Genomic DNA, 19,091 nt, shown 5'->3' with positions numbered 1-19,091 from the left:
ATGAATTTGTTAGCTTTTGTTAAAAGTCTGTTGTTTGGCACTTTGTTTTGTGTAGTGTTTCATGCCTGCGCTCAAAATACCAATCCCAATATTGTCATCATTTATGTTGACGATTTAGGTTATGGTGATATTGGCGTAAACGGAGCCATAGGAGTAGAAACACCCCATATAGACACACTGGCCAAAAATGGTTTAAATTTTACAGATGCCCATTGTTCGGCATCAACCTGTACACCATCAAGATATTCTTTATTAACAGGAAGCTATGCCTTTCGAAATAATGCTGAAATTTTAGAAGGTGATGCACCACTTATCATAAACCCTAACATGGGTACATTGCCTAAAATGTTACAAAAAGCAGGTTATAAAACCGGGGTGGTAGGCAAATGGCATTTAGGTCTTGGTAAAGGGAAAATCAATTGGAATGAAAAAATTCCATTAGGGCCAGAAGAAGTGGGTTTTGACTATAGTTTTTTAATTCCAGCAACTGGAGACAGAGTACCTTGTGTATTTCTTGAAAACCAAAAAGTGGTTGGCTTAGATCCCAACGACCCCATTACAGTAAGTTATGGTGCCAGAATTGAAGGCTACCCTTGGGGTTTTCAGCATCCTGAATTGTTAAAACAACATACAGACCCTTACCATCAGGGAGCAGTAATTAATGGTATCAGTCGTATTGGGTATATGAAAGGAGGTAAAAATGCGCTTTGGGTAGATGAAGACATTCCTTTTGTGTTAAGTGATAAAGCCACAACATATATCGATGAAAATAAAGACAATCCGTTCTTCTTATATTTTTCATTGCATGATATTCATCAACCAAGAATTGCCAATATTAAATTTGTGGAAAGTAGTACTATGGGACCACGCGGAGACGTGATTGCACAAATGGATTGGTGTGTTGGACAAATTTCAGAAGCATTGGATAACCAAGGTTTGTTAGAAAACACCTTGATTATTTTCACGAGTGATAATGGTCCTATTTTAGATGACGGCTATTTAGATTACGCTAGAGAGTTGGTGGGAGACCATAAGCCAGGTGGCCCGTACAGAGGGAGTAAATATTCTGCTTACGAGGCTGGAACACGAATGCCTACCGTGGTACATTGGCCAAAAGTTGTAAAACCAGGCACCAGTAAAGCTTTGTTGTCTCAAGTTGATTTGTATGCCTCTTTGGCATCCTTAGTCAATCAAAATATTGAAAAAGGAGATGCTGTGGATAGTCAAAACTTTATGGATTCTTGGTTAGGGAAATCAGATAAGGGACGCAAATTCTTACTCGAAGAATCATACACCTTCGGTTTTAGAATGGATAATTGGAAATACATCAAACCAAAAGATGCGCCCGTACCCAATTGGATTGTTCAAAAGTTTGTAGACCCGGGATTTAGACCCGAACCACAATTATTCAATTTAGACAAAGACCCTTCCGAAGAAAAAAATATAGCTAACGAGCATCCAGAAATCGTGGCTAAAATGGAGGCTAAATTAAAAGAAATATTAGAACAGTAAATTATGCTAGTAGATAGAATAAAATACATATTTGTTATTGTTATTGCAATTATTTCGGTTGCATGTTCTACAGATGCAGGAACGTCTCCCGACGATCCAATATTTGAAGAAAAAGAAGAGGAGAAAGAGGGCACTTTAGTAAGTGCTACAAATAACCCAACAGAAATAAAAGGTGTTAAATGGAGACAACATTCTGATGATGAGTTTTTACAAGGCGATGGCTCTTTAGATTGGTGGTTAAATATGCCAGATGCCGTTTCAAAAGAAAACCTATTAAAATCCTTGGTAGCTAATAATGTGAATTCTATTGTAATGCGAGTAGATGATGCCAGACGTTTTAAAAGTCCTTCTGAAGAAAACTATAACAAAGCAATGGATGATATCATTGATGTGATAGAAACCGCAAAGGACAACAGTATGAAATTGGATTTCTACTTATGGGCAAGATTCTGGTTTGAGAGAGATGGGGCGCCAAACCATGGAAGCGTAAATAACGGAGCAAATAAATTAAAACAATGGTTTACTACGGTTTTAAATAAAGCCAAAAGCGCTGGTGTGTTAGATGATATAAAAGGTATTATTCTTGTAGAAACTAATACAGATAGAATTGAAGATGTTAAGGCTTATGCCGTAGCTACTCTAGATGCTTTTAACGCTAATTCTGTATGGAATGACGCTGAAGGTAATCCTTTTTTTCATAACAAAACCCTTATTGCTCCAGGAAGCGGTTTTGGTTTAGACTTTAGAAACATAGGGAATGATAACGGTAAGTTTTTTGAAGACATACAGGGTAAATGTAAAAACTTTGCGTTTCAATATAAGTATATGAGAGGTGCCCATGAAACTGTAACATTTGATGACTATTATAATGTAACAATAGGTGGAGAAAAATGGACATGGGATGATATGGAAACCAATAGTGCTTCGTTCACTAAAGAGGACAGAGCTAGTTTTTTAAATCATTTTGGTGCTACAGAATTAACAAACTATATAAAAACATACAAAGACCAATATCCTTCGGTTGCCAATATGATATTTTGGGGAGACAAGTGGGATGGTTTAAGCAAAACACCGCCATTAAGTCGACAAGCTCTACATGAGATTTTAGTAAAAGACAACAATAATACAGGTTATTTTTTCAATCTAGCTAGTTCGGAAACTTCAAATTCTTCGGCTCAAAAATTTTATCTTTTAGATGGTTTATCTGCAAGTCAAATACAAGGATGGTCGGGATTGAGTGTTTATGATGAGTGGTTTAGATGGTCTCAAAATAATCCGGGTTATTAAAGTGTTATAGGGAAGATGATAGGACGTATCAGATACTTAACCGAAATTAATTTAAAAGATATTATGAAATTAAAAACCTTATTATTTTTATTAACCTTCTCAATTTCCATTTACACTTTCTCGCAAGGTGCAAATAATGATTTTGAATATGATAAAACGGATTTGGAATCAATAACCAAAGAACTCGGATTTTATATATTTAAATTTCCTGTAAAACAAAATTCCAAACAATTATATGATATAGAGATTGAGGAGTTCGAAAATGGACAAATGATCAACAACATCAGTCTCATAAAAGACACTAAAGGAAAATTTAAAAAATATGGTATTGAAGCTTCTAACTATTTTATTCCCAAAAAAGATAGTGACTCAATCTATTTTCATAGATTTTATTTTCACAAAAAAGACTCTTTAATATCGCTAAAAATAAAATCACATGGAATGGAGTCAAAGTATGATTTTAGTTTGGCTGGAAAATCTACTCTCGATTTGAGTGCTATTTATACAGCCAAAGATGAAATTGACAGTTTAGGATTTATTAAAATTGAACACACAAAACCATTAATGTTCCTATACGCAAATTCAGAGAAAGATAAAGAGGAACCCCTATGGTGTCCTAGCGGTATTAAAAAAGAGGATTTAGTTAAGAGATTTTATTATGTGATTTTGATTTCCATGAAAGAATTTATAAAAGATTAAAGCTTGCCCATAACGCCGCGTAAAAATAATAGCTTGGTTCGTTTCTACTCGGAAAATCCTACGGATTTTCCTCTGGTTCGTCCCTTATTTTAGTAAGTTAGTTGCTTGCACTAGTAACTATCCTTGCACAAACCGTTTTAAACTAAAAAGAAAATAAAAATTATGATTCAATTTATAAAGAGGAAAGGATTTATGTTAAGCCTCGGTTTAGTGTTTGTTTTGTATTCTTGCGAATCTGCACCCAAAGAAAAACCAAATATTCTTTGGATAACTATCGAGGACACGTCCCCACAATTTATTGGCTGCTATGGCAATGAAAATGCTAGCACTCCAGTAATTGATAAATTGGCAGAAGAAGGTGTTCGTTTTACCAATGCATTTTCAACAGGTACTGTCTGTGCGGCCAGTAGATCTTCCATTATAACCGGAGTAAGAACCTATAAAATGGGGACTGGACATCAAAGAAGTCAATATCCAATTCCAGATTACATCAAAGGTTTTCCATATTACTTAAAACAATTAGGGTATTACACAACCAACAATTATAAAACAGACTATAATATTGCCAACGAAAAAGACTTCATAAAAGAGTCATGGAACGAGTGCTCAGGTAAAGCAACGTGGAAAGGCAGAAAAGAAGGGCAGCCTTTCTTTTCGGTATTTAATTTTCCAGAATCTCATCAATCAAGAACCATGTCTTGGACGTTTGAGCAATATGTAAAACACGTTTGGAATCATTTACCAGAAGAAGACAGAATTGCAGATGAAGCTTTTGAAATGCCACCGTTTTATAATGACACACCGGAGATGCGCAAACAATTCGCAAGAGTTTATAATTCTATCAAGTTAACGGATAATAGAATAGGGGAATTGTTGCAAAAGTTAGAAGACGATGGCTTAACAGATGATACCATTATTTTCTTTTATGCAGACCATGGAGAAGGGATTCCCAGAGGAAAAACCAATGGTATTAACCTTGGATATCGCGTACCGTTTGTCGTTTGGTTCCCTGAAAAATATAAGCATTTATCGCCTTGGGAAACAGGTAAAACAACAGATAAGCTAATTAATTTTGAAGATTTAGGTCCCACCATGATTGATTTATTGGGAGGTGAAGTTCCCGAATACATGAAGGGGCAACGCCTTTTTAATGCAGATTCAGAATATGATAAAGACCTATTATTACTTTCTACAGATAGAGTTGATAATGGCCTAGATTTGGTAAGAACCGTAACCGACGGCAAGTATGTATATTCCAGAAACTTTATGCCATTTATACCCGAAGTAAGGTATATCAATTATTTAGAAATTGCTGATATTACCAAACACATGCGTAATGATTTAAAGCATGGTAAATTAAATGCATTTCAATCTGGTATTTTTGAGGAGCGTCCCTATGAAGTACTTTATGATATTGAAAACGACATTTGGGAAGAACATAATTTAGCAGGAAACCCAAAATATAAGTCTGTTTTGCAAAAGATGCGACAACATCTGGATACTGAGCTTTTAAAGGCAAAAGATATTATGTTAATACCTGAATACGAAATGGTAAAACTTTCTGAAATCCAAACTGCTTATCAGTATCGTTTAGATGAAACCAAGTATAATTTTGATGAAATTTATAAAGTAGCATCCTTATCTGGAAAGAAAGGGGAAGACGTTATTAAATCTCAAATAGAGTATCTAAAGCATCATGATAAATTAGTGCGCTATTGGGCTAGTGTAGGATTGATGTCTCAAAATTCATCACAATTACAACCGTATGAATCAGAATTAAAGGTAGCAGTTCAAGATGATTATGCGCCTGTTGCTATTACAGCTTCAGCAATTTTATATAAGAAATTCGGTAATAAGGATGTTGTAGAAGTTTTAAATAGCTTTAGTAAAAGTGACAACTGGACTTTAGCCTTAATGAGCATATATCACATGCTTTATTTTGAAGATAGAACACCATTTGAATCCACTATACAAGAATTGCTTCAAGACAAAGATATTAATTGGCATGTAAAAAGTGCTTGTCAAGATTTTGAGCGAAGCCAGAAGTTGAAAGAGGGCATGTAAAAATAGGAATACTAAACGATAAAGGAATAAAACAATGAGATTATTTCACACCACAATTATAATGATTGTACTGTTTTTAAGTGCATGTACATCACCAAAAGTAGAGCAAATCGATTTGTCTGGAGACTGGCAGGTTAAGCTGGATTCTACTAATGTTGGCGAAACCGAAAATTGGGCATCTTCAAAAATTGAAGGCACTTCAATTAGTTTGCCAGGTACTTTGGACGATGCGGGTATCGGAGCTCCAAATACTTTAGAACCCGCCATCAACAACTATGTGATGTCTAATTTGGCAAGGAAGCATCAATACATTGGAAAAGCTTGGTATCAAAAGGACATTGAAATTCCAAGTCATTGGAAAGAAGATGCAATTAGTCTAAGTTTAGAACGTGTGCTTTGGGAATCTACAGTGTATGTAGATGGTAAAAAAATAGGGTCTACTAATAGCTTAATTGGAACGCATGATTATGATTTAAGTGAAATTACTCCAGGAAAGCATACGTTAACCATTGTTATTGACAACTCCAATAAGTTTCCAGACATCAATGTAGCAGGTTCAAAATATCCCGATAAAGTAAATCAAGATATGGCACATGCCTATACGAATCATACACAAATTAAGTGGAATGGTATTTTGGGAGATATGGTTTTAAAAGCTTCAGCAAAAAATAATCCTACGAATCTTCAGGTGTATCCAAATCAAGGCTTAGACAAAATAAAAGTTACATTTAACCAACCTACGTTAGAAGAAAACTCAGTAGAATTTGTAATTAAAGCAGTTGATGGTTCTACGGTTTACAGTGAAAAATTAAAAGTTTCTAATTCTAATAACAACTTACACACTTTAGAAATAGAAAAACCTGAAGGTGTTGAATTATGGGATGAATTTAATCCTAATTTGTACGATGTATTTGTTACCACTTCAACGGGAACAGTAAACACACGTTTCGGTTATAAGTTCGTTGCAAATAATAATGGTAACCTTACGTTAAACGGAACGCGTATCTTTTTACGCGGAAATTTAGAGTGTGTTATTTTTCCGTTAACAGGATATCCACCAACAACAAAAGAAGCATGGGCAAAATTAATTGGACAAGCCAAGGCTTATGGGTTAAATCATTTAAGATTCCATTCTTGGTGTCCACCAAAAACGGCGTTCCAGGCTGCCGATGAAGCTGGTTTTTACTTGCAAGTAGAACTGCCACATTGGAGTTTAAAATTTGGTGAAGATCCAAAAACAGTTGAGTTTCTTACTTCAGAGGCGCATAAAATTATCAAAGATTATGGGAATCACCCCTCCTTCATTTTTATGGCCATGGGCAACGAGTTGGAAGGCGATTTTGAACAACTTAACAGTTTGGTGGCAGAGTTAAAACCAAAAGACAACAGGCATTTATATGCAACAACAGCCTTTTCATTTCAACGTCCTGCAGGAACTCGCCCTGAGCCGGAAGATGAGTTTTTTATTGCGCAATGGACCAAAAATGGATGGATTCGTGGTCAAGGTGTCTTTAATAATAAGTCACCACATTTTGATGCTGATTTTACCTCAGGAGCTGAGTTTGTTGAAATTCCGTTAATATCCCATGAAATTGGTCAGTATTCGGTGTACCCCGATATGAGTGAAATTGAAAAATATACGGGAGTTTTAGAACCGCTTAATTTTATCGCCGTAAGAAACGATTTGGAGAAAAAAGGATTGCTGGACCTAGCTCCTGATTTCACCTATAACTCAGGAAAGTTAGCATCTATTTTATATAAAGAAGAAATTGAACGTGCCATGAAAACGCCAAGTTTTGATGGGTTTCAATTATTACAATTGCAAGATTTTCCGGGTCAAGGTACGGCATTGGTAGGATTACTTAACGCCTTTTGGGAATCTAAAGGGGTTATTTCAGCAGAAGAATTTAGTCAGTTTAATAGCGAGTTGGTACCTCTCTTAAGGTTTGAAAAAGCAGTTTACGAAAGTGGAGAAACCTTTACAGCTTTAATTGAGGTAGCTAATTTCTTTAAGCCTTTAGATAATCAAACTTTGAATTGGAGTATAAGCGATGAGGCAGGTATTGTGCTAGCTAATTCTGAATTGCAAGACATCAATTTAAGTATTGGCAATAACACCAAATTAGGAGAAATAACTTTTGATGTCAACACTGAATCTGCTAAAAAGCTCAAAGTAGAAGTCAGTTTAGAAGGTACTAAATATAAAAATTCGTGGAACATCTGGGTATATCCTAAGGCATCGGATTTAGCTAAAAACAACATTGTTGTAACGTCATCTTATACTGTGGCAGAACAAGTGCTTAACAAAGGCGGTAAGGTGTTACTTAATCCAGATTTTAAAACGCTTGATGGTATAGAAGGGCGCTTTGTACCTGTGTTTTGGAGTCCGGTTCATTTCCCAAACCAACCCGCTACTATGGGGGTTTTGGTTGATGATAAACATCCCGCATTTAAATCTTTCCCAACGGATACGCATAGCGATTGGCAATGGTGGGATTTATGTATCAATTCAAAAACGATAGTAACAGATTCGCTAAATGTTACACCAATAGTAAGACTTATAGATAATTTTGTAACCAACCATCATTTGGCGAATGTGTTTGAAGCTAAAGTTGGCAATGGTAGTTTGGTATTTTCATCCATCGATTTAATAACCAATTTAGATAAGAGACCTGTAGCAAGACAATTACGAAACAGTCTGTTGCAATACATGGACAGTGAAGCCTTTTTACCATCACAAAGTGTCACTATAGATGATTTAAAAGGCATTAAACTTGATAAAAAACAAGGTAAGTTTTCTACAGAGGATATTTACGACTAAACGATGAAGAGGAACTTGCAGTTTTATCTCGGAATAGGGGTTGTCTTATGTGTCCTAATATATAGTGTTGGTTGTGAGAAAGCTCCAGTAAATCGTCCTGTTTACCAAGCATCTCTTTGGGAAAATCCAGAATGGGAAAATCCAGAAATTTTTCAGATTAATAGAGAAGCTCCCAGAGCAACATTTTATAGTTTCCCGAGCATTACGGAAGCATTAGATGGTAAGGATTGGAAAGCTTCTTCGTTTTATCAATCTTTAAACGGCACCTGGGATTTTTATTACACAGATAGTGTACAGGCAAGACCTGAAGAGTTTTATAAAAAAGATTTTAGCGTCAAGGGTTGGGATAAAATCAATGTGCCTTCTAATTGGGAATTACAAGGTTTTGGATTACCAATTTATACCAATATAAAATACGTTTTTCCAAAGAATCCCCCTTATATCTCTCATAATATGAACAACGTAGGGAGTTACAAGCGGAGCTTTGACTTGCCCAAAGACTGGGACAATAAAGACGTGTATTTACATTTTGCAGGTGTAAGTGGTGCCATGTATGTCTATCTTAACGGTGAGTTTGTTGGTTATAATGAAGGCAGTAAAACCCCTGCTGAATTTAATATTACAAAACATATTATCTCTGGTAAAAATCAATTAGCGGTGCAGGTATTACGATGGTCCGACGGAAGTTATATGGAAGATCAGGACTTTTGGCGATTAAGTGGCATAGAACGAGACGTATATTTAAGAGCTGAAAACTTGGTGTCTATTAAAGATATTCAGTATAATGGTGACTTAAGTAATAACTTCACTCAAGGTGAATTCTCTTTGAATATAGATTTTGAAAGCACTTCTAATTTAGCCGAAAATAGAAGGATACATATTGAATTATTTGATGGTGAAACTTCTATATTTTCAGAAGAAAAGAAACTTAGTATAGCTTCTGAAAGTCAAAACTCTTTAAATTTTAACACCAGTATTCTCAATGTAAAGGCTTGGACTGCCGAAACCCCGAACTTGTACACGCTATTGATAGCAATAAAAGATAAAAATGGTAAAGTGCAACAAGCCACAACGTTAAAAACAGGCTTTAGAAATATAAAAATAGAGAACAATCAATTTTTGGTAAACGGTAAACCTGTTTTAATAAAAGGTGTCAATTTACATGACCATGATGAAACAACGGGTCATGTAGTCAGTAAAGCTTTAACCTTGAAGGATTTGACGATAATGAAGGAAAATAATATCAATGCTATTCGTTGTAGTCATTATCCAAAAAATACATTTTTCTACGATTTATGCGACCAATATGGGTTTTATGTAATAGACGAAGCTAATATTGAAACGCATGGCATGGGGACTACAAATCAAGGACTGGATAAGAAACCAGAGATTAAAAAAATACATCCTGCTTACAGAGAGGACTGGAAACAAGCACATTTAGATAGAACCATACGCATGTTTGAACGTGATAAAAACCATCCATCAATCGTCACATGGTCTTTAGGTAACGAAGCAGGAAATGGTGATAACTTTTTTGCGACTTACGATTGGCTAAAAGCGAACGACTCAACGCGACCAACACAGTATGAAGGGGCAACCAAATATGAGAATACTGATATTCAGGCACCAATGTACGACCGTATTCAGCAGTTAATTGAATACGCCGAAAACAATCCAAAACGCCCACTTATCTTATGTGAATACTCGCATGCTATGGGAAACAGCCTCGGTAATTTTAAAGATTATTGGGATGTGATTCGAAAATATGATGTGCTACAAGGTGGCTTTATTTGGGATTGGGTGGACCAAGGCTTAGTTGCAGAAACCGAAGATGGCCAAAAATATTGGGGCTATGGCGGCGATTTTGGCGCTGGGCACCTACATCATGACGCTAATTTTTGTTTAAATGGTATTGTAAATCCTGATAGAACACCGCACCCCGGGTTGCAGGAACTCAAAAAAGTATATCAAAATATTCTTTTCTCTGGCATAGATTGGGAAAAAGGAAAAATAAAGATTACTAACGAATATTTTTTTACCAATTTGAATCATTTTAAAATAGATTGGGAGCTTTTTAAAGAAGGAGAAAAGTTAGCTTCAGGGAGTTTAGGAGTTTTAGATATAGAACCAGAAACGTCCAAAGAAGTACAATTAAACTTACCTATACTTGATTTTAGCAAGAATGAATACACGCTTAACTTTTTAGCAACAACACATAAGGAATTACCCCTGTTGTCTAAAGGATTTCCTTTAGCTAAGGAACAGTTTATTACGGGTAAATATTCGTCTCAATTCAAAGAAAATAGTAAAGAAACCATATCAGTTTCAACAACTGAAAATGATATAGTTTTTAAATCACAGGCCATTACAGCTAGTTTTGATAAGGATTCTGGAGAACTATCTAATTTAGATTATGGAAATGGAAATATCATATTAAAGGGAATAACCCCTAATTTTTGGAGAGCTACTACAGATAATGATTTTGGGTTTAATATGCCAAAACATTTCGGTATTTGGAAAAAAGCTACCAATAATAAAATATTAGTTTCTTTGGTTTTAAAAGATGAAAAATCAACTTTTGATATGTTGTCAGCTCAGGAAATAAACCTTAAGGAACATTTAGTTCAACTTGAAGCAAGCTTTAAATTGCCTGATGACATCGCAACATTACAAATGACATATCAAATTAATGCTTCAGGACAAATCACAGTAAAAACTGAATTACTAGATGTTAAAAATGACTTAGCAAATATGCCTCGCTTTGGAACTAATTTCATTGTTAGTAAAGAATATGATAAAGTGAATTGGTACGGAAGAGGCCCCTTAGAAAATTATCAAGATAGAAAAACATCACAGTTTGTTGGTAATTACAAAGCTTCGGTTTCAGACTTGTATTTTCCATACATTAGACCACAAGAAAACGGATATCGAACAGATATTCGTTGGGTAACCTTTACCAATAACGAAGGACAAGGCATCAAAATAACAGGTCCTGAACTTTTAAGTTTTAGTGCGCATCATCAATACAATTCAGATTTCGATGCAGGCGATACCAAGCAACAACGCCACACCATAGATATTATAAATAGAGATTTGGTAAATATTAATATTGATAACGCACAAATGGGTGTTGGAGGTGATACTAGCTGGTGGACAAGACCTCTGGAACAATACCAGATTAAAGCAGTAAATCAATCGTTTTCTTATAGTATCATTCCAATTCAATAGTCATGAATTATAATTATAAATGAATCGCCTTTTCTCAATATGTATTTTGACCTTAATAACTGTTTTTGCATGTAACTCAAAAACAGAAGTTTCAAAAAGTGAACCGCCAAATGTCATAATAATTTTGGTAGATGATGCTGGCTACGTAGATTTTGGTTTTATGGGCAGCCAGGATTTACAAACTCCAAATATTGATTCGCTTGCTAAAAGTGGGGTAACATTTACAGACGCGCATGTAAGCGCCACAGTTTGCGCGCCATCACGAGCTGGATTAATCACAGGAAAGTACCAACAACGTTTTGGTTTTGAGGCTAATGGTACTGGAGGCATTGGTTTAAGTGATAATGTAGTAACCATCGCCGATGTTTTTAAAGCTAATGGTTACAAGACCTATGCTATAGGAAAATGGCATTTAGGATCCGATAAAACAGACCACCCAAATCAACGAGGTTTTGATGAATTCTATGGTTTTTTGGCAGGAAGTCGTTCGTATTTTCCATTGGATAATCCAAGTATAGATGAGATGCTTCAACATAATGGGGAGCGTGTTGTTTTTGAAGGGTATATGACAGATGTGTTGGGAAAACAATCCGTTACATATATTGAAGAAAGTGGCGATAAACCTTTTTTTATGTATTTAGCTTATAATGCAGTGCATACACCCATGCATGCAAAAGCAGAAGACTTGGAGAAGTTTAAAAACCACCCGAGGAAAGAATTAGCAGCGATGACGTGGTCTTTAGATGAAAATATTGGTAAACTTTTAAAAGTACTAGAAGCATCAGGAAAAAGAGAAAATACGTTAATTTATTTTTTAAGTGATAATGGTGGCGCGCATAACAATCAATCTTCTACAGGAACTCTTAAAGGCTGGAAAGGCAATAAATTTGAAGGAGGCCATCGTGTGCCATTTATAGTCAGTTGGCCTAAAATGATTAAAGGAAATCAAAAATTTGAAGGATTGACATCTTCACTAGATATTTTTACCACGTCTTTAAGTGCCGCTGAAATTAATAAACCCAAAACATTAAAATTAGATGGCGAAAACTTGTTGCCGTATTTAAGAGGTGAAAAAAAAAGCAATCCGCATGAAACTTTATTTTGGAGAAAATTGGATGAATCTGCCGTAAGAATGGGTGATTCAAAACTTATTCAGCTTAAAGGCTACGGTTCAGTGCTTTATAATTTGAGTTCGGATTTGGGTGAAACAAATGACCTGTCTTTAATTTACAACAATAAACTTCAAGAATTAAAGTTAAAATACAACAACTGGGAGTCAACACTAATGGCACCCTTGTGGGATGAGAGCAAACCTTGGATGGATGTTACGTATCACATCCACAAACAGCTTATGGAAAATAAAGAACCAGAATACAAGGATATTTGGAGTTTAGCTTTTAAAAATAGAAAGCAGGACTAAACACGCTTTTTAAAGTAAGATGGTATATGGCCTTTTACTTTTTTGTACTGCCTGTTAAAGTTAGATAAGTTATTAAACCCAGATAATTCTGCTATTTCAACAATAGGCATGTCTAATTGTTTTTCTAAAAGCCTTGTGGCATGCTCAACCCTTATCTCATTTAAAAAAGTAATGTATGTTTTATTGGTTCTCTTTTTAAAATATTTACAAAATGCATTTTTTGTCATATTGGCCTCATTAGAAATTGTTTGCAATGAAATGTTTTTTTGATAATTATTCATAGTATACTCAAAAACATGACGCATTCTGTTTCCCTCTATGTCAGAATAAGATTTTTCGTAAATAAATCTAGAGAGTGTTTCAGATTTAGCAGTAGCAATGTGTTTTAGAATTTCTAAAAGCAAAATAAATCGTTCTAATTTAGAAGCTTTTTTTAGTTTTTTAAAGCATTCTATAATTTTACTTTTATTGTTTTTTATAACCAAGCCTTGCGTAGATTTCGCAAAAAAACGGTTGAGTTCTGTAAATTCACTCAATTCAAAAAACGTATCGCCAAAAGACGATTCAGTAAAAAATAAACTCAACATTCTAGATTCAGTTACACCGTGTTTATCACTTTTAAAAGCGTGTGGCAAATTGCTGCCAATAATAAAAATATCATTTTCAACATAACTAGAAATATGATCACCCACCAATAGCGTTCCGTTTCCTTTTCCTATAAAACTAATCTGAATTTCATTATGCTGATGCAACTTATCATAAAAAACAGCTTCAATATCTTCTTGATAAATTAATGAGCTATTTTCTGGCTTTGGTATTTTAAAAGGATGTACTTTCATTAATACAAAAATACTCAAAATATAAGCGTAACTTAAATAAACGGATAATATAATATTAAAATAGAATAATTTAGTAGCATTGTTGATGGTAATATTTATATAGTTTTATAACTCATTAAAAAGAATAAAAAAATGAAATCCAATTGGGATGGTGTCATGCCTGCAGTGTTTACATGGTTGAAAGAGTCAAAATCTGGTACTCTTGAAATTGACTTTGATACCACACAAAAACAGGCGGCAGGTATTTTAAAAGCTCAAGGTAAGGGCGGAAGCAGAATGAGTGGGCTTGTAGGTTCTGGTACTCTGGGTGAGAATAGCTATTTAAGCAATAAACAGCGGCTTTCTTTACTTAAATCCCTTTCTGAGGTTGCTAAAGAATACAATGTTCCGTTAATCAGCGGAGCTTCAGCAGAAACTAAGGAAGAGCTTACTAAAATCATTGAAGGGCTTGCAACAGTAGGCGTTGATACAGTTATGGTTATGCCACCAAAAACGAAGGCAGTTCCTTCTGAAACAAAAATGTATGAGTACTATGCACTTTCAGAAGTAACTGCAAAAGATGTAGGTGTAACCATTATGCCTTATAACAATCCAGATGCAGCTGGTTATCATGCGCTATCAACAGACCTTCTTTTAAGACTTTCTGTGCTTCCTAAAGTAACTGCGCTTAAAATATCTACCATAGATGTTTCAATTATTGAAACGCTGATGTTAGAGAACAAGGATTTAAAAATTTTAGCAGGAGTAGATACCGTTACTGTGCATGCAGGACTTGCTGGCGCATGTGGCGGCATTACGGGGGTAGGTTGTATCTTTCCAAAAGCTAGTGTTACCATGCAGGAGTATGTTTTAAAAGGAGAATGGGCTGAGGCAAACAAAATTTCCAAGGCTTTAAATTCGCTGTCGTATTTAGATGCTCAACCGCTGCTTATGGAATATCTTAAGTTGGCTATGGGAATTCATCATAATGATGTTGCTGGAGGTTTACGAACCTTTGGTAAGAAATTAACAAAACAACAAATGGATGATGTACATGCAAGATACATTCTGGCGAAAGAAAGACTTGAAGTTTTAGATTTAATAAGTTGATCTTTTCATATAATCAAAAATGAGAAACTTTCGTTTTAAACCATTATCACAGAAACACTCATTATAAAAACATTTACAAAAAAGTAAATTTGAAAAAAAAGCATTTAGAAAATAAGTAGAGATGATTACAGGAAAAAACTATATAGGCAATCAAAAATCAGCCAAGGGATACAACACCTACAAAACATTCAATCCAGAATTAAATAAAGAAAACGATACTATTTTTACAGAAGCATCTTCAGAAGAAATTCAAGAAGCAGTAGATTTAGCTTCAAAAGCATTTCAAGAATATAGATTTGTTTCTGGAGCTAAAAAAGCAGCATTTTTAAATGAAATTGCAGATGAAATTTTAGCTTTAGATGATGAGTTAGTGGAAACATATTGTTTTGAAACAGGTTTGCCAGAAGGAAGAGCCAAAGGAGAAAGAGGAAGAACTATTGGGCAATTAAGAAGTTTTGCAAATTTAGTAGCTGAAGGTTCTTGGGTAGAAGCAACCATAGATACTGCACAACCCAATAGAGAACCCATGCCAAGGTTAGATATTCGTAAAATGAATATTCCTTTAGGGCCAGTTGTGGTGTTTGGAGCAAGTAATTTTCCTTTAGCATATTCCACAGCTGGTGGGGATACAGCAGCAGCATTAGCAGCTGGTTGTCCTGTAATCGTAAAATCACACCCAATGCATTCTGGAACTGGAGAATTGGTTGCTTCTGCAATTATAAGAGCAGCAGAAAAAACAGGAATGCCAAATGGTGTTTTTTCAAACTTAAATTCGAGCGGAATTGAAGTTGGTCAGCAATTAGTTGCCAACCCAAAAGTAAAAGCAGTTGGTTTTACAGGAAGCATAAAAGGAGGTAGAGCACTACTAGATTTATCTGCGAAAAGAGAAGAACCAATTCCTGTGTTTGCAGAAATGGGTAGTATCAATCCTGTGGTTATTTTACCAGAAGCATTAGAAAATAGACATCAAGAAATTGCAAAAACCTACGCAGGTTCCATTACTCTAGGAACAGGTCAGTTTTGTACAAACCCTGGATTAATTATTGGAATTAAAAGTGATGGACTAACAAATTTTATTAATCAGTTATCACAAGAAATTTTAGAAATTATTCCTTCTTGCATGTTGCATCCAAACATTAAAAAAGGGTACAATGCAAATAAAGAAAAAGTGGTTTCTCAAGAAAATGTTACTGTTACAGCAAATTACGAATTTGATGTTGCTAATAATCACGCACAACAGGCTGTAGTTTCTGTTGAAGGAAAAACATTCTTAGAGAATTCAACATTACATCTAGAGGTTTTTGGTCCTTTTTCTATGATAGTTCAATGTGAAAATACTAACGAGTTAGAACAAGTCATTGCCAATTTAGAAGGGCAATTAACAGGAACTGTTATTTCTGATAATGATGAAATTACAAATTATTCAAATATAATTGCAGCTTTACAAAATAGAGTAGGGCGTATTATTTTTAACGGAGTTCCAACAGGTGTTGAGGTTTGTGAATCTATGGTGCATGGTGGTCCTTATCCTGCATCTACAGACAGTCGTTTTTCTGCAGTGGGTATTACTTCTATAAAACGTTGGGTGCGTCCTTTTAGCTATCAAAGTTGGCCTAATAATTTATTGCCTAAAGAATTACAAAATGAGAATCCATTATCAATTTTTAGAACGATTGATGGCATAAGAACAAAAGATTCAATTTAGGGAAAATGAGTAAGCATACATTTGTCTGTATTGATGGGCACACTTGCGGAAATCCAGTGAGAGTAATTAAAAGTGGAGGTCCACAATTGATAGGTAACACTATGAATGAAAAACGCTTACACTTTTTAAAAGAATATGATTGGATTAGAAAAAGCTTGATGTTTGAACCTCGTGGACATGATATGATGAGTGGGAGTATTTTGTATCCGCCGCATGACCCCGAAAATGATTTTGCCATTTTATTTATAGAAACTTCAGGTTGTTTGCCTATGTGTGGCCATGGTACAATAGGTACCATTACAATAGCCATAGAGGAAGGTTTGATTGTGCCAAAAAAACCGGGAAAAATAAGGATGGAGGCACCTGCAGGTTTGGTTGAAATTGATTATTCAATCAAAAATGATAAAGTAGATTGGGTACGTTTAACCAATGTAAAAAGTTATTTAGCAGAAGAAGGTTTGACGATAAACTGTCCTGAGTTAGGCGAACTTACTTTTGATGTTGCTTATGGAGGAAATTTTTATGCTATTGTTGATCCTCAAAGTAACTTTTCAGGTATTCAAAATTTTTCTGCGAGCAAGCTTATTCAGTATTCGCAAGTACTGAGACAAGCCATCAATGAAAAATATCCGGATAGGTTTATTCACCCAGAAAATGAAACCATAAGAAATGTGTCTCATTTACTTTGGACGGGAACACCTCTAGATTCTAGTTCCTCAGGAAGAAATGCTGTGTTTTATGGCGATAAGGCTATAGATAGAAGCCCTTGTGGCACAGGAACATCCGCAAGAATGGCGCAACTACATGCCAAAGGAAAATTAAAGCTAGGAGAAGAATTTATTCACGAGAGTTTTATTGGTAGTAAATTTATTGGCCGTATTGAATCAGAAGTTTTTTTAAATGGAGTAGCTGCCATCATCCCAAGTATTCAAGGTTGGGCAAAAATATATGGGTATAATACTATTATTATTGATGATGAAGACGATCCTTATGCTTATGGTTTTCAAGTGATTTAGATTTTAGTATGAGTAAAAATGTCATTATTATAGGTGGCGGTATTATAGGTTTGTGTTCCGCTTATTACCTTCAAAAGGCAGGGCATCAAGTTACGGTTATTGATAAATCCAATATGGATTCTGGTGCTTCTTACGTTAATGCAGGGTACATCACACCAAGTCATTTTATTTCGTTAGCCTCTCCTGGTATGATTTCAAAAGGATTGAAGTGGATGTTCAGTCCTCAAAGTCCACTGTATATAAAACCAAGGTTGGATTCAGATTTTTTAAAATGGGCATGGGCGTTTAAAAAATCGGCTACACCTTCAAAAGTAGAAAAATCTATAAAGCCACTATTGGATATCAATCTGCTAAGTAGAACATTATACGAAGATTTACATCAATCTAACGATTTTAATTTTCATTATGAGAAAAAAGGGCTTTTAATGTGCTACAAAACAGATAAAGTTGGCGAAGAAGAATGGGAAGTAGGTAAACGAGGCATAAGAGAAGGATTGCAGGTTGAGCATTTATCACAAATTGAGGTTTCACAATTAGAACCTAATGCTAATTTAAACATCAAAGGTGCGGTTTATTACCACTCAGATGCTCATATGACTCCTAATAACTTTATGAATGAAATGATTGTTTTTTTGAAAAGTAGAGGCGTTTCAATTTTAAAAAATGAAGAGGTATTAGATGTTGAAATAAACTGTGAAAGTATTTCCAATGTAATCACCAATACACAAAACTTAAAATGTGATGAGGTTGTTTTGGCTGCAGGAAGTTGGAGCCCAAAAATCAGTAAAAAATTAGGACTAAAATTACTCATACAAGCTGGTAAAGGTTATAGTATAAATGTAAAACATGATACCAAAATTGCCATTCCTGCTATTTTATGTGAAGCCAAAGTAGCAGTAACGCCTATGGATGGTTTTACACGTTTTGCTGGAACCATGGAATTAACAGGCATAAATCACAATATAAATCCTGTCCGCGTAAATGCTATAGCTGAAGCAAGTAGTTCTTATTATAATGAACTCCATATTACTTCAGAAGAAAAAGCACAAGTAAAATGTGGCTTACGTCCTTGTACTCCTGATGGCTTACCTTACATTGGGAAAACTTCAAAATATAAAAACTTAACTATTGCTACAGGGCATGCCATGATGGGCTGGAGTTTGGGTCCTGCAACTGGACAGTTGGTGTCAGATCTTATTTCAGAAAAAAAAACAGATTTAGATATACAAGCATTTAATCCAGATAGGGGTTTTTAGAGTGTTTTTGTGTATGTGTGGTTGGTTTTTAAAGTGCGTTTACTCAGCGTTCTACATGCGATTCTGATACGTTTTATTTTTTGTAATTGATGTTTACTTGTTGAAAGTAAACTAAATAGGTGGTTGTTGCTTTACAGCGAGTACTTAACAAACCC

General features: G+C 35.0%; 12 protein-coding genes. 11 read left to right on the top strand and 1 reads right to left on the bottom strand.

What is annotated here, in order from left to right; translation table 11 throughout:
• The 7 genes from E1J38_RS05940 (at position 1) to E1J38_RS05910 (ending at position 13,031) form a co-directional block, all read left to right on the top strand.
• The gene (locus E1J38_RS05940) at positions 1–1,512 is read left to right on the top strand and encodes a sulfatase family protein (protein WP_133356256.1); all 1,512 of its coding nucleotides are present in this window, start codon (positions 1–3) and stop codon (positions 1,510–1,512) included.
• A 3-nt stretch (positions 1,513–1,515) separates the two neighbouring features.
• Positions 1,516–2,799: a hypothetical protein gene (locus E1J38_RS05935; protein ID WP_133356255.1), complete on the top strand. Its 1,284-nt coding sequence runs from the start codon at positions 1,516–1,518 to the stop codon at positions 2,797–2,799.
• Positions 2,800–2,862: 63 nt separating this feature from the next.
• A complete protein-coding gene (locus tag E1J38_RS05930) occupies positions 2,863–3,498 on the top strand; it encodes a hypothetical protein (RefSeq protein WP_133356254.1) in 636 nt (211 codons plus the stop codon).
• 162 nt (positions 3,499–3,660) lie between these two features.
• Positions 3,661–5,562: a sulfatase family protein gene (locus E1J38_RS05925; protein WP_133356253.1), complete on the top strand. Its 1,902-nt coding sequence runs from the start codon at positions 3,661–3,663 to the stop codon at positions 5,560–5,562.
• Between the two features lie 34 nt (positions 5,563–5,596).
• Positions 5,597–8,383, top strand: coding sequence for a DUF8487 domain-containing protein (locus E1J38_RS05920; protein ID WP_133356252.1), 2,787 nt, complete (start codon positions 5,597–5,599; stop codon positions 8,381–8,383).
• A 3-nt stretch (positions 8,384–8,386) separates the two neighbouring features.
• Positions 8,387–11,611 carry a beta-galactosidase, LacZ type gene (lacZ, locus tag E1J38_RS05915; RefSeq protein WP_133356251.1) on the top strand — a complete coding sequence of 1,075 codons (3,225 nt, stop codon included), beginning with the start codon at positions 8,387–8,389 and terminating at the stop codon, positions 11,609–11,611.
• 46 nt (positions 11,612–11,657) lie between these two features.
• Complete coding sequence (locus E1J38_RS05910) at positions 11,658–13,031, top strand: sulfatase-like hydrolase/transferase (RefSeq protein ID WP_222428235.1); 1,374 nt, start codon at positions 11,658–11,660, stop codon at positions 13,029–13,031.
• On the opposite strand, the gene E1J38_RS05905 is transcribed toward E1J38_RS05910, so the two are convergent.
• Positions 13,028–13,870: an AraC family transcriptional regulator gene (locus E1J38_RS05905; RefSeq protein ID WP_133356249.1), complete on the bottom strand. Its 843-nt coding sequence runs from the start codon at positions 13,868–13,870 to the stop codon at positions 13,028–13,030. The genes E1J38_RS05910 and E1J38_RS05905 overlap by 4 nt on opposite strands.
• Positions 13,871–14,002: 132 nt before the next feature.
• Between E1J38_RS05905 and E1J38_RS05900 the strand changes: the two genes are divergently transcribed.
• The 4 genes from E1J38_RS05900 (at position 14,003) to E1J38_RS05885 (ending at position 18,936) form a co-directional block, all read left to right on the top strand.
• The gene (locus E1J38_RS05900) at positions 14,003–14,959 is read left to right on the top strand and encodes a dihydrodipicolinate synthase family protein (protein ID WP_133356248.1); all 957 of its coding nucleotides are present in this window, start codon (positions 14,003–14,005) and stop codon (positions 14,957–14,959) included.
• A gap of 121 nt (positions 14,960–15,080) precedes the next feature.
• Positions 15,081–16,664 (top strand): aldehyde dehydrogenase (NADP(+)), encoded by a 1,584-nt coding sequence (locus E1J38_RS05895; protein WP_133356247.1) that lies wholly within the window; start codon positions 15,081–15,083, stop codon positions 16,662–16,664.
• Positions 16,665–16,669: 5 nt separating this feature from the next.
• Positions 16,670–17,680, top strand: coding sequence for a 4-hydroxyproline epimerase (locus E1J38_RS05890; RefSeq protein ID WP_133356246.1), 1,011 nt, complete (start codon positions 16,670–16,672; stop codon positions 17,678–17,680).
• Positions 17,681–17,688: 8 nt separating this feature from the next.
• Positions 17,689–18,936 carry an NAD(P)/FAD-dependent oxidoreductase gene (locus E1J38_RS05885; protein ID WP_133356245.1) on the top strand — a complete coding sequence of 416 codons (1,248 nt, stop codon included), beginning with the start codon at positions 17,689–17,691 and terminating at the stop codon, positions 18,934–18,936.
• Positions 18,937–19,091 lie beyond the last annotated feature (155 nt).

It is taken from the genome of Seonamhaeicola sediminis (assembly GCF_004358095.2).
Taxonomy (GTDB): Bacteria; Bacteroidota; Bacteroidia; order Flavobacteriales; family Flavobacteriaceae; genus Seonamhaeicola; species Seonamhaeicola sediminis.
The sequence above is the reverse complement of the archived record's forward strand: the minus strand, read 5'-3'. Positions and strand labels throughout refer to the sequence as shown.

Bases quoted from the DNA above. Each gene is read 5' to 3' on its own strand.
- E1J38_RS05935 (WP_133356255.1), top strand. From the start codon at position 1,516: ATGCTAGTAGATAGAATAAAATACATATTTGTTATTGTTATTGCAATT.
- E1J38_RS05920 (WP_133356252.1), top strand. From the start codon at position 5,597: ATGAGATTATTTCACACCACAATTATAATGATTGTACTGTTTTTAAGT.
- E1J38_RS05940 (WP_133356256.1), top strand. From the start codon at position 1: ATGAATTTGTTAGCTTTTGTTAAAAGTCTGTTGTTTGGCACTTTGTTT.
- E1J38_RS05895 (WP_133356247.1), top strand. From the start codon at position 15,081: ATGATTACAGGAAAAAACTATATAGGCAATCAAAAATCAGCCAAGGGA.
- E1J38_RS05905 (WP_133356249.1), bottom strand. From the start codon at position 13,870: ATGAAAGTACATCCTTTTAAAATACCAAAGCCAGAAAATAGCTCATTA.
- E1J38_RS05930 (WP_133356254.1), top strand. From the start codon at position 2,863: ATGAAATTAAAAACCTTATTATTTTTATTAACCTTCTCAATTTCCATT.
- lacZ (WP_133356251.1), top strand. From the start codon at position 8,387: ATGAAGAGGAACTTGCAGTTTTATCTCGGAATAGGGGTTGTCTTATGT.
- E1J38_RS05925 (WP_133356253.1), top strand. From the start codon at position 3,661: ATGATTCAATTTATAAAGAGGAAAGGATTTATGTTAAGCCTCGGTTTA.
- E1J38_RS05885 (WP_133356245.1), top strand. From the start codon at position 17,689: ATGAGTAAAAATGTCATTATTATAGGTGGCGGTATTATAGGTTTGTGT.
- E1J38_RS05890 (WP_133356246.1), top strand. From the start codon at position 16,670: ATGAGTAAGCATACATTTGTCTGTATTGATGGGCACACTTGCGGAAAT.
- E1J38_RS05900 (WP_133356248.1), top strand. From the start codon at position 14,003: ATGAAATCCAATTGGGATGGTGTCATGCCTGCAGTGTTTACATGGTTG.